At 57.9% G+C, this 11,994-nt stretch carries 12 protein-coding genes; 5 read left to right on the top strand and 7 right to left on the bottom strand.

The genetic code is table 11. From position 1 onward, the window contains the following. Nucleotides 1–175 precede the first annotated feature (175 nt). The 6 genes from VEG30_09745 to VEG30_09720 all read right to left on the bottom strand — a co-directional run bounded on the left by VEG30_09745 (nucleotide 176) and on the right by VEG30_09720 (nucleotide 6,436). The gene (locus tag VEG30_09745; protein ID HXZ80201.1) at nucleotides 176–1,582 is read right to left on the bottom strand and encodes an FAD-binding oxidoreductase; all 1,407 of its coding nucleotides are present in this window, start codon (nucleotides 1,580–1,582) and stop codon (nucleotides 176–178) included. A 17-nt stretch (nucleotides 1,583–1,599) separates the two neighbouring features. Further along, complete coding sequence (locus tag VEG30_09740) at nucleotides 1,600–2,559, bottom strand: class I SAM-dependent methyltransferase (GenBank protein HXZ80200.1); 960 nt, start codon at nucleotides 2,557–2,559, stop codon at nucleotides 1,600–1,602. 87 nt (nucleotides 2,560–2,646) lie between these two features. Then, on the bottom strand, nucleotides 2,647–3,180 hold the full coding sequence (locus tag VEG30_09735) for an ester cyclase (GenBank protein ID HXZ80199.1): 534 nt from the start codon (nucleotides 3,178–3,180) through the stop codon (nucleotides 2,647–2,649). A 159-nt stretch (nucleotides 3,181–3,339) separates the two neighbouring features. Then, nucleotides 3,340–4,065, bottom strand: coding sequence for a hypothetical protein (locus VEG30_09730; protein ID HXZ80198.1), 726 nt, complete (start codon nucleotides 4,063–4,065; stop codon nucleotides 3,340–3,342). A 297-nt stretch (nucleotides 4,066–4,362) separates the two neighbouring features. Beyond that, entirely contained in the window at nucleotides 4,363–4,950 is a 588-nt protein-coding gene (locus VEG30_09725; protein ID HXZ80197.1) for a sigma-70 family RNA polymerase sigma factor, read from the bottom strand. 289 nt (nucleotides 4,951–5,239) lie between these two features. Further along, nucleotides 5,240–6,436, bottom strand: a complete 1,197-nt coding sequence (locus tag VEG30_09720) for an acyltransferase (GenBank protein ID HXZ80196.1) — start codon at nucleotides 6,434–6,436, stop codon at nucleotides 5,240–5,242. A 190-nt stretch (nucleotides 6,437–6,626) separates the two neighbouring features. Between VEG30_09720 and VEG30_09715 the strand changes: the two genes are divergently transcribed. The 3 genes from VEG30_09715 to VEG30_09705 all read left to right on the top strand — a co-directional run bounded on the left by VEG30_09715 (nucleotide 6,627) and on the right by VEG30_09705 (nucleotide 8,485). Then, a complete protein-coding gene (locus tag VEG30_09715) occupies nucleotides 6,627–7,592 on the top strand; it encodes a cation diffusion facilitator family transporter (protein HXZ80195.1) in 966 nt (321 codons plus the stop codon). Nucleotides 7,593–7,976: 384 nt separating this feature from the next. Further along, the gene (locus tag VEG30_09710; GenBank protein HXZ80194.1) at nucleotides 7,977–8,339 is read left to right on the top strand and encodes a hypothetical protein; all 363 of its coding nucleotides are present in this window, start codon (nucleotides 7,977–7,979) and stop codon (nucleotides 8,337–8,339) included. Beyond that, nucleotides 8,339–8,485, top strand: a complete 147-nt coding sequence (locus VEG30_09705) for a DinB family protein (GenBank protein ID HXZ80193.1) — start codon at nucleotides 8,339–8,341, stop codon at nucleotides 8,483–8,485. Before VEG30_09710 ends, VEG30_09705 begins: the two co-directional genes overlap by 1 nt. 142 nt (nucleotides 8,486–8,627) lie before the next feature. On the opposite strand, the gene ada is transcribed toward VEG30_09705, so the two are convergent. Then, a complete protein-coding gene (gene ada / locus VEG30_09700; protein HXZ80192.1) occupies nucleotides 8,628–9,713 on the bottom strand; it encodes a bifunctional DNA-binding transcriptional regulator/O6-methylguanine-DNA methyltransferase Ada in 1,086 nt (361 codons plus the stop codon). 173 nt (nucleotides 9,714–9,886) lie between these two features. Here ada and VEG30_09695 point away from each other — a divergent pair, with 173 nt between their 5' ends. Together VEG30_09695 and VEG30_09690 are read left to right on the top strand one after the other, a co-directional pair. Next, nucleotides 9,887–10,579: a response regulator transcription factor gene (locus VEG30_09695; protein HXZ80191.1), complete on the top strand. Its 693-nt coding sequence runs from the start codon at nucleotides 9,887–9,889 to the stop codon at nucleotides 10,577–10,579. Continuing rightward, nucleotides 10,576–11,937, top strand: coding sequence for an ATP-binding protein (locus tag VEG30_09690; GenBank protein HXZ80190.1), 1,362 nt, complete (start codon nucleotides 10,576–10,578; stop codon nucleotides 11,935–11,937). The genes VEG30_09695 and VEG30_09690 overlap by 4 nt, the downstream gene beginning before the upstream one ends. The last annotated feature ends 57 nt before the right edge of the window (nucleotides 11,938–11,994 follow it).

Below are 11,994 nucleotides of genomic sequence, written 5' to 3'. Positions count from 1 at the left end.
TGTTTTTCGTTAATAGCTGAGTGGACATTTTCAGTACTCCCCATCTGTGGCTGTTCTCAGCAGCCCAATTCGTATTCGTGCATTTGGTTTCGTGCTCCAAAAGAATCTCTTCCAAGGCTAATTTCGCCACGAGCGCCTACTTGCGTCTCGGGGAGAACGGCCAGAGCCTCATCAATCAGGACCCGGACCAGCCAGCTGCAGCCCTTTGCAGTGGCAAAGATATGGCCGACGTGAAGACGCCTTCGGGATCAAAGAGCCGCTTGACCTGTTGCAATCGGTCGGTGTTGGTGCCGTAGGCCTGCGCGGTCTGTTCGTGGTCGTCCGGGCCCAGCATGTTGGGATAGCCCCCGGGCAACGCATGCGGCGCCAGGTTGTGGGATAGGCTTCGCGCCCACTCACGGTGACGATCGCCATCGTCCTTACCAGCGGCCTCCCACGCGGCAATGATTTCCACCAGGAAGTGTTCTTTGCGCAGGCCAAACGCTGTGGCAGGGAGCGGAACCCGAGTACCCGCACCGCGGAAATCATGCAGGATGATGGCCGAGAGAGGGGACGACCTCTGCTGCCCGCCAGCGACCACAGTCGAAATGACTTCGGGAGTAAGCTGAGCCAGCGAGCGCGTCTGCGCTGCATAATGGCGGCCAACGGGCGCACCGGCTGCAAACATGCTGAGCCAGTCGCGATAATTCATCGGCCCAACCTGGTCCACAATGGGCGTACCAAACTGGCGCAGTCTGGCAATCAATTCCTTGCCCTGCTTGTCCTGGCCAGTCCACATGGGAGCTAAGCACGCCACCGGGCTTCCATCGGGAGCCGGTAGTACACCGCTGAGGACCGAGAGTTCATCAGGTGCGTCAGCGATGACTTCCGCATAACCGTGCAACACGGATTGCGCCTGGGACCACGGAAACAGCATCCTGCCCGCAAGCACCTGACCAATCGGATGTAGCCGTACGCGGATTGAAGTGACCGCCCCGAAGTTGCCACCTCCGCCACGCAATGCCCAGAACAGATCAGGATTCTCCCGGTCGTCGCAATGCACGAGGCGGCCATCAGCAAGCACCACCTCGGCGCCGAGCAGGTTGTCCAATGCCAAGCCATAGCGTGCTGTCAATGGACCATACCCACCGCCAAGCGTCAGTCCCACCATGCCAACGGTGCCGCAGTTGCCGGTCGCTGCCACCAAACCGTGCGGCTCGACGGCGGAAGTGACATCTACCGCCGTCGCTCCGCCCTGGACGATGGCGACCGATGCCTTGGGATCGACATCCACTCGCCTCATATGGGAGAGGTCGATCACGAGACCGCCGTGGCGAAGAGATCTTCCCGCCCAATCGTGCCCGCCTCCACGCACAGACAATGGGAGTCGGTGTTCACGCGCACTCCGCACCGCGGCCTGCACATCGGCGGACGTCTCACATACTGCGATTAGCGCTGGCTGGTGTTGGACCGCTCCGTTCCATATCTGTCGTGTCGGAACATAGTCGTCATCGCCCGGCAACACAACTCTTACATGCATGGCAGATCGTAGTTCACGGGCCGCAGCTAACTCCGCTCCAGCATTGATGTTCGTTACAGTCACGATTACTCCTTTTCACGCTACGAATGATGCGAACTCACAAACCCGGCCGTTGAGCGATCACGAGATCGTTCATCAGACGTCCATGCCCTCTCGGAGTTCGGCCGTTGCGCGACCACCAACGTGACCGGCGGCGCGGGCGAGCAAGCTTCGATTCGCTCGAAATCGAGCGCCTTGAGCTTTTCCTCAACCTCCTTTGAAGTCCAGGGGTGGCCGCCGCTGCGCACAATCCGCAAGCTGGTGAGTGCGTGCTCGAGCGGAGCGCTTGGCAGCGGATACAATCCGAATATCAGCCAGCCGCCGGGGGCGAGGGCGCCGTGGACGTGCTCGAGCGCGCGATCCACGACCTCGGCTGAGATGAAGGGTCCCGGAAGCCACGACAGGGTGAAAGTTGCCCTCTCCTCAAGCTGCTCCACGCGCTGCGGGCGAAGCTCGACTCGTTCGACGAGTCCGCTCTGTACGCGGTTCTTCCGTGCGAGTGTCAAAGCCGGCTCCCACGGGTCAATACCGACTACTCTTAACGCCGGCCAGGAACGTGCGGCTTCGATCGCGAGCGAGCCGACCCCGGTGCCAACGTCAAGAAACGCGCCGGGGCGCCGCAGGACCTCGCTAAGCTCCGGTCGTTGGGCGGCCGTTGTCTCAATCCAGCGGACGATGAGACGTGACACCTGTCCCTGTGACTGAAGGATGTCCGGGTCTTGGTAGCACCAGCCCGGAGCGCGCTCTGGATTCTCCAGCAGGTCGAGCGCCTGGCGAAACGTTGTCTGAATCAGAGCCAGGGCGGCCGCCTGCTGGTTCCGTTCGACGTCCTCAAGCAGTTTTGGATCGATGGCCCGCACCACGTCGTTCAGGAGAGGGCGCACACGCGAATCCCCGTCGAGCCCATCCTGCAGGAACCGCAGTTGTGCACCCAGGGCCGCCAATGTCTCCACCGAGATAGTCAAGCGCTGCGACACGGCCATCAAAGACTCGAAACTCATCGTCTGCCTCTGTATATGTGGATGTCGAAGCCCGCGTTCGTTATCTCCGTTCTTGCTCAAAGCTCGGTGTTGCGCACAGGACGACACTCAATACTCGATCCAGTCTGTGAAATGTGAAGCCAAACCCATGCGTCGAGATGAAGCGTGGTCGTAGTAGTCCGACCACTCCACAATTCTTCCGCGTTCGACACGCACGATCGTTGACCCCTGCAAGGAAACTGGGAATCGGCAACTGATCGAGCCGTAAGGAACGGTTTGCGTCGCGGTGAGCTTCCATTCGGCAATGGCGTGATCTCCACTCTCCATGAGGGAAATCAGTTTCAGCGCGGCATCCGGGAATTGTTCCCGAGCTTTCTGAAAGAATTCGGTCAAGCGGAGCTTGTCCGTAAATTCGAGTGCGAGGGCATGGTCATTGAACTTGAAGCCCTCATCAAAGTGGGCGGCAGCTTCAGAAATTCGCCCATCACTCAAAGCGGCCAACGCCGACTGCAAGATGGATCGCGGTGCGTTTAGCCAGGTTGAGTCCGCGTCATCCGGCAATACAATTCCTTCATGCATCCCGGCTGGCAACTCATGCGCTATCGTTGATTCCGAATTGACATTGATATTCGTCACGCTCATTGATTACTCCTGACTGTTTTTTCGTACACAAGACAAGACACGTGCACGACATGTTTATTCCCAGAACCCAGGAGAACTTTCGAAGGCTGGGGTTGGACTTAAACGGACTGATGAGGTGAACCGGCGAAACCGAGGAAGATAAGGCGCGCCATCACTTGCCTAAGGGTGAGTTTTGAAATCGCCCTGGTCGGCCATGTTCTGGTGACAGACAAGACAGGATGATCGCGCCGGGCCTGACACCGAGGAAACCAACGCATACGAGAGACCATGATTGGTCCAAGTGATTACTCGGAAGCCTTCGGCGTTGTGATAGTGAAAAATCAGCTTGCCAAAGCGGAGCTCGTCCCCACCGGCCACTATGGCAGATTCGGCTGAATCGACAAGAAGGCTGATTTTGTCGTTCAGTGTGTCATACATGACCAATGCCGCCGGGCTTCCTTTGTAATTCACCAAGGCGGCGCCGGTGAGCCGGTAGGCAGGACTTTTCCCAGGAGCGGATTGAGCGACGGGAAGTCGAAAGTCAAAAGGGACTTTCCCGGCAAACCACGCGGTGACTGCGTCTGGGGAATCCGATTGCAACCCAGATGGAAGGTTGCCACTAAGGTACTTCCGATGCGTCGCTACTGCGGTTTCGACGTAGCTTGCGGCCTGTACGTCGCGCAGAATGTCGGGAACAAATGCAAGGCACAGAGCGAGAACAGCGGCCGCGGGGACGAGGATTCGCCAACTCGAAAGGCGTTCGAGAAGGCCTGGCACTACTTTTTGAACGCGATTGGGTTCTGAGTGCTGGAGCACCATGGCAACCCGGTCGCGCAGCGCTGCGGGAGCCGAGTACAGGGGACGAGATCGCTGCAGGGTCTGTGAGAGCGCTCTCTCCGCCTCCAAGTGCGCTCTACAGTTGGCGCAAGACTCCAGATGCGAACGAAAATCTTCAAGTTCCTGTCCCTTGAGGTCATTGTCAAGGTAGCGAAGCATCCTGTCAGCGTATTCGTCGCAAGGGTTCATTCAGCGGTTCTTCCTGCTTGGGTAGCGGACGCCGGAAAACGACCAGCGGTTTCGCCCGTATCTGTTGTTCCCTTGGTTAGACACGTCACGCAACAAAATATTCCCGATGCCCGAGGAAATTGTTTCTGTACTTTTGCTGGCGCTAGAGCTAGCTGCAGGGCGGCGTGGGTCCTAATCTCATGCCGCGCCCTCGCTGACCTTGGCTGCTTCCGTTTTTCCCGATTGCGGAGACATCAATTCCGCCGGAAGCAACTCCCGGAGCCGGGCACGCGCTCTTGCCAACCGCGACATGACTGTACCAGGTGGACAATCGAGAACGCCTGCAATCTCCTGATATGAGAGCTCTTCGTATTCGCGCAGGATGATGATTTCGCGGAATTCCACAGGAAGCTGCTGGATCGCAGCCCGCACCTGTCCACGCTCAAGTTCAGCGATATAAACGGAAAGGGGGTCCTGCCTCGGGTCGGCGGGCTCATTGGGTTTGCTCACGTCAGAATCGAACTCGACGACATCAGGTGCGGTACGCCGATGACGCAATTGGTTAAGCCAAGTATTGCGCAGGATCTTAAATAGCCAGCTCTTTGCGCTGTCGCCGGATCGCAGTCCACCCATGCCTCGTAACGCCCGCAGACACGTTTCCTGAACCAGATCCTCTGCTTCGGCACTGTTTCTCGACAACACCATGGCATAACCGTACAGGCCATCCAGATATTCAGTAAAGTCGAGTCTTTGTTGCTGCTGGCCGTTGGCGGGCCCCCATCTCATGCACAACCCCGATTGGAAGATTGGACGAAGCGGGCATTAAGGCTCCTGTCTGGCAAACTCTTTGCGCACTACCAGGTCGTGCGTTGCGCAAGTGCCAAGCCTCCTTTTATGAGATGTTTCGCGGTGACAACACGGTGCGAGCTTTTTAATGCCGAACTGATCGCAGCGGAAGGATATGTCCTGGCATGCAGAAACTGCTCACGGATTTCCCACCCAAGCAGAAGTAGTGCGGAGAAGCCGGCAACCCGTTTTCAATCCTGATTGCAGGCCTGTGCTCAGGATTGCGCGATCAGCTTTTCATCCCGAAGAGCATGCGGGTGACCCGATGACGCCGAACGGTCTCGTATATAGCCCAACTCCCCAGAAATGTCCCGGCGAATAAGAAAGGGAATTTGACCGCAAAGGGGATGTGCCACTGCAGCCACATGTAGCCGAGCAGGACAGTGATGGTCTGGTGAACGATGTAGAAGGGGTAGACCGCAGTGTTGGCGTGACGAAGAGTGGCAGTGTTGCGATTGAGTTTCGCGCGGCTCCATGCCACGAGGGTGAGGATCATGGTCAGGGCAAAATAAGAGTCAACGACTGTGAATACCCAATAACGGGTAGGCGCGGAGAACGCGCTCAAGAAGTTGTCGACCCGAATGCCGTAGAACAGGATCAACATGATGGCCGATGCAAACAGGAATTCGCGGCGGCGGCTCTCCACCAGGTTCAGGAAGCGCTGTGAGCCACACACAACAAAGCCCATCAGGAAATAGAGCAGGGAGACGGTGAAGTTGGCCCAATCGGAAATGAGGTTGTAGGTGGTGGGCCAGTGGGGTACCAGCATGAGTGCAGCGGCAACGATTGGAATATTTATCAGATAAATGAATCCGCGGTGTTCACAGAGCCGCGCGAGGCGGTCCACGACGGAGCGTCCTGAAGAAGAAAGGAGCAGCACAAAGAGCGGCAATCCCAGAAGCGAGTAGCTGAAGATGTAGGGTATGAACCAGAGATGATGAAAACTGAGATTGCCCTGGGGGTAGGGAACCAGCGTAAAGACTGTTCCCCAAAAATCGAAATATGACGAATAGTGCCTTCCGGCAAGGATTCGCTCGATGTAAATCTGCGGCGGAACGATGACGAACACACCGAACCCGAGAGGCACCAGCAATCGGCGCACGCGTTCCAAGGCAAACTCACCCGCGCCGCGGCGTTGAAGATTGAACCAGGTGCCGGCTCCCGAGATGAAGAACAGCAACGGGAGGCGCCAGCGGTTGAAGAAGATCATAACCCACTGCAGCCAGTGACAACTCTCAGGATTCTTGACCATCCAGGGCCAGGGGACAAAGTACATGCCCGTGTGATAACCGATGAGAATCACAAAGGCGATGACCCGGAGCCAGTCCAGGCCATACTCGCGTGGGCGTGTCTTTGTGAGGGCAAGAACAGCAGGCGATTTCGCAGCTACGGATATCCGGGAAAGTTGTTCGATGGTAGCGTTCACGGCAGGCCTTCCCGCTGACGCGGAAATCCCTAAGTGAGTCTAAGCGCCATGGAGCTTGAAGTCAGTGACCCCCAACACATGGGCTGTACAGTTCGAAAGAAGCGGATCAACCGACGCCGCGTGAGCGACGTCACATCCTGTAATAAACCGTGTGTTAAGTAGGTAGCTTCTGATCTGCGAAGATAAGGAAATGGCACCAGCGCCTATAGCGGCTAGGGCGACGAGGAGAAGCGAGCAGGAATTGCGCGATACGCAATTCGCCATGCGTCTCTCGCTGATCTTTGGCGTGGCGATGCTCATCGCCAAAACGACCGCTTTCCTGATGACCCATTCCGCGGCCATCTTTTCGGATGCAGCGGAATCGGTGATTCACGTGATCGCGGTGGCGTTTGCCAGCTTCAGCCTTCGCCTCAGCACCAAGCCTGCGTCCGATCATTTCCTCTATGGCTACGAGCGGATCACCTTCTTCTCCGCGGGATTTGAAGGAGCCATGATCATCGTGGCCGCGCTGGCGATTCTCTACGAATCGATCCGGAAGTGGATCGCCGGGCTGCAGTTGGAACATGTAGGAGCCGGAGCCCTGCTGGTGCTGATCGCAGGAATACTGAACGCCGCTCTCGGTTACTATCTGCTGCGGACCGGCAGGCGCGCTAATTCGCTGATTCTCGAAGCCAATGGCAAACACGTCCTGACCGACAGCTGGACCAGCTTCGGCGTAGTCAGCGGGTTGGTGCTGGTGCTGCTGACGCTCTGGAAACCGTTCGATCCGCTGGTGGCCATTGTGGTTGCCGTGAATATTCTCTGGTCTGGAGGGCATCTGGTGTGGCGTTCGGCGGTCGGCCTGCTGGATTACTCTGATCCCAAAGCCGGTCGCAAAATTGGCGACAAGCTGGACGCAATCTGTTCGGAACTTGGGATCCAGTACCACGGCGTGCGTTTCCGCACTACCGGCTATCGTCAGATTATCGAAGTACACCTGTTATTCCCGTCGCGGACCTCGGTCAGCGAGGCTCACCGCCTGGCAACAATTTTGGAAGAACGCCTGCCGGCAGAACTTGGAATGCCGGCCGAAGTCATCACTCATCTGGAGTCGCTCGAAGACCACGCCGATGTCCACCACGAGCAACACTACACGGGCAAGCCTGGTTCCGTGTGAGTCAACTGTTATGGTTGAGATAGTTATTCCGCGGACGCGCGTGAAACGCGTAATGGAAAGCCTGACGATGGGAACTACAGGAAAAAGAGTTGAAAAGCTGAAGAACTTCCTGCCGAGATCCGAGGCGGTGGCGGCTCCTCAGCGCTCCTAGCAAGAAGCATAGAATCATCATGGCGATGATAATCGGCTCTGCCATGATCAATCTCCTGCATTCCTTTCCTTCGTGCCTGACGACAAGAATCTTACGCTTCCATTGTTGCTTACACAATTAACTTGGGCCTGTGCACTGACGGAATTGGAGACATGCAATCCGGAAGGTTAGAAATTTTACTCAGGATCTATCTTCGAGGGCCGTCATCTAACACATGTCAAGGGAGGGCGCGGATGAAAATCACGGAAATGCTGCTGGCTGAACTAGAGCGCGAGGCGGTTGCCAGCCGCAAGGCCCTGGAAAAGGTCCCGGAAGGCAAGAACGACTGGAAGCCACATGAGAAGTCAATGACTCTGGGTTCGCTGGCGACGATCGTTGCCACCATGCCGGCATGGCTTGACATGATCGTGAATATGGATGAATTAGATATCCGGCCGCCCGGTGGCTCGAAGATCAAGCCGCAAGGATGGAAGACTCGTCGCGAGCTGCTGGAGCAGTTCGAGGCCAGCCTGAAGAAGGGACGAGAGGTTCTGCAGAAGACAACGGACGATCACTTGATGAACACGAAGTGGCGCATGTTGGCGGGGGCAAGCTGATGAGCGAACAGCCCCGCTATGTCGCGGTTCGCGACGGTGTCCTCAATCACATGGCGCATCATCGCGGCCAACTGACAGTGTATTTGCGGCTGAACGACCAAAAGGTTCCGGCGATTTACGGTCCGTCAGCCGATGAGGGGAGCTAAGCCGTATCGGCGGCTTGGGGGCGTTGGAAGAAACCCAGGTTAGCGCCGAAAGCAAGGCGCGAACCTGGGCACCGGCGCAACCGCAATCACATTCAATCGTGACAATTAAGAGGGTGGATGCATGCCGAGAACATGCGCTGACCTAGACCTTGTTTTTCTTCTCACGTTCTAATAGCGCGCGTTTGCGGGCCGCTCCCCAGCGATAGCCGCCAGGTTCACCGTCGCTGCGCACCACACGATGACAGGGAATCAGCACAGCAACCGGATTTGTCGCGCAGGCGCGAGCCACGGCCCGAACCGCCGTGGGCTGCCGGATGGCGCGCGCGATCTCGGCATAGGAGCGAGTGAATCCGCGAGGAATTTCGCGTAGTGCCTTCCAGACACGCCACTGAAATGCGGTCGCGCGAACATCGAGAGGCAAGTCAGGATGGGCGCTCGCGTTCCCATTCGTGCCGCCGAGATTCTTGCCTTCGAGTTCCGCCAGCAGAGTGCTTATGGCTGAGCGCAATCGTTGGTTGTCGGCTGTGATGTCGGCCTTGGGAAATTCCTGGCGCAAGCCGGACTCAAGTTCGCGGTCCGAATCTCCGAAGCGCACCGCGCAAACGCCACGATCAGTAGTTGCCACCAGCATGCGCCCCAAGGGGGAGTCTGTGATCGCGTAGCTGATCGCAATTCCTGGTGCACCCTGCCGGTAGGAACCAGGCGTCATGCCGAGATGAGACGGCGCACGTTCATAAACGCGACTGCTCGAGCCATAGCCGGCGTCGTATACAGCGGTGGTGACATCGCCGCCGTTCTTCAGCTTCGATTTCAGCAGCAGCAGGCGGCGAGCATCTGCGTACTCGCGCGGGGAGATGCCCAGTACCTGCTTGAAGGTCTTCTGCAGATGAAATGGGCTGAGCTTGGCCTGATCGGCGAGAAGTTGCAAGCTTAGCGGTTCGTCGATGTGGCGGTCGATCAGACCGCAGAGGTTCTGCACAAGCTGTGCCTTGGGATCGCTGCGGTTAACATCGCGCGGATGGCAACGCTGGCAGGCACGGAAGCCGGAGCGCTCGGCGGCATCCGGTCCGTCAAAGAATTCGACTTTTTCAGGGCGCGGCCGCCGCGATGGGCAGGAGGGCCGGCAGTAAACTCCTGTCGACCCGACGCCGTACACAAAGATGCGATCGAAGCGGCGATCGCGGGCGAGCACGGCCTTCCAGAATTCGTTGGTCGGGGCCGGAATCATTGCGTTAATCAAGTATCACCTCCAAAGTTAAGTTAGCGCCAGTGGAGGGAGGCCGCTATCCGCGGTTTGCGGTCAAAAAATTGTTACAGTTTGATGAAAATTTTCGGTCCTGAGGGCTGTTTAGGCTCCATCTTCTCAATAAGATAGCCTCCAATGGGTGGTGTAGGTTAATCTTGCGGCGAATGATCTATCTGGTGGAAGACGACCTGGATATCTCCCGGCTGGTGCGCCATCATCTGGAGGCAGCCGGCTATGCAGTCCGAGCTTTTCCCACGGCTGCAGGCGTGCTGAATGACGCAGAGAAGCAGCCGCCCGCGCTGTTCCTTCTAGACATTATGATTCCTGCCGGCGACGGCCTGGATCTTTGCCGTAAGATTCGGCAAACAGCCACCCTGGCCCCTATTCCGGTTATCTTTCTTACGGCGCGCAGCTCGGAGGCGGATCGCATCGTCGGGCTGGAATTGGGAGCGGACGATTACATCACTAAGCCCTTCAGTCCACGCGAACTGGTGGCGCGGGTCAAGGCCGTGCTGCGCCGCTTCGAGCGGCCCCTGGCTCCGGCGCTGCTGAAGGCGGGTGATATCGAGATCGACACCGGGGCGATGACTTTGAGCGTGCGTGGGAAGAAGGTTCCCACGACGGCAACGGAATTCCGTCTGCTCGATTATCTGGCGCGGCATCCCGGGCGAGTGTTCACGCGCGATCAGTTGCTGGATGCGGTTTGGCGGGACACGCAATTTGTAACTCCCCGCTCGGTGGACGTCTATGTGCGCCGCATTCGGGAGAAGATCGAGCGGGATCCGGAGAATCCGCGTCTGCTGAAGACGGTGCGCGGGGCCGGGTACCGGTTTGAGGCTCCCAGGTGAGAAGCCGAATTTTTTTCAAGCTGCTGGTGTTGTTCGTTCTGGTGATCGTTATCACCACCATTGCTTTTGATTTTGCCGCGCGCCGAGGCAGAGAACACTTCCTGCTCATTGGTGGGGGGCTGGGATTGCTAGTAGGTGTGCTCATTGCCACCTTCGCGGCGCATTCCATCAGCAGCAGACTGCAGTCGATCGTAGATTTTGCCCAGAGAGTAGCCGCTGGCGATTTATCCGCCCGTATCGACCAGCGTTCAAGCGACGAGATTGCAACCGTGGCAGCCTTCCTCGACAAAACGGCGCGGCGACTGGAGCGCGGCTTCGAAGAACTGGAGACCAGCCGCAAGGAATTGGAAACCCTGCTGAACAGCATGCAGGAGGCGGTGATTGCCGTTGCCGCGGACAGTCGTGTCCTATGGGCGAATGAGCGCATGATCAAGCTAATTCCCAGCGGCGTTCGTCTGGATGCGCCTCTGGCGGAAACCATCCGGGATCCTGATTTTCTGCGGGCAGTGGATTCTGCCGCCAAATCACACGCCGTGCAGGCAGCACGTGTGTCATGGACAGCAGTGGGCCGCGCCTTTAAGGTCACAGCAGCTCCCATGCCGGGAGGCGGAGCGGTGGCCGTACTGCACGATCTGACGGATATCGAACGGGTGGAGAAGACGCGGCGCGATTTTATTGCCAATGTGTCGCATGAGCTGCGAACTCCGCTCACGTCCATCCAGGGCTATGCAGAAACTCTGCTCGACTCACCACCCAGCGACGCCGCGGTAACCCGCGAGTTCCTCGAGATTATCCGTAAGAACGCCGCCCGCATGACGCGCCTGACCGAGGATTTGCTGGTTCTGGCACGCGTGGAATCAGGCGAGCAGAGCTTTAAGTTTCGTCCGGTTTCGGCCGATAGCCTGTTGCAGGATGCGCAACAGAACTTCCAGGAGGTGGCACGAGCGCGGGGCCTGGAGTTGGCGATCGAGCGGAATTCCGCCGGTTGTGTGAATGCAGATCCCGACGCCATTCACCAGATATTCACCAATCTGATCGACAATGCCATCAAATATGCGGGCACCGGCACGCATATCTGGATTGGGGCGCGCGAAGCGGGCAATATGCTGGAGTTTTATGTGCGCGACAGCGGGCCCGGCATTGCTTCCGAGCATCTGAGCCGTCTCTTCGAGCGCTTCTACCGGGTGGACAAAGCGCGCTCGCGCGAGTCGGGTGGAACCGGGCTGGGGTTGGCCATCGTCAAGCACATCATTCTGGTTCATGGAGGGAATGTCCGCGCGGAGAGTGAGCTAGATCACGGATCGGAGTTCGTCTTCTCGCTACCCTTGGCATCGGCCCCGGTCGAGGTAGCAGGTTAAGGGGCAGAAGTAGTTTTTCAGTCGGGCCGAAAAGCGCGTATGCTTTAGGAAGCCGGC

The sequence above is a fragment of the Terriglobales bacterium genome, assembly GCA_035624455.1.
Lineage (GTDB): Bacteria > Acidobacteriota > Terriglobia > Terriglobales > Acidobacteriaceae > DASPRM01.
This window is presented reverse-complemented; position numbering and strand designations above follow the sequence as displayed.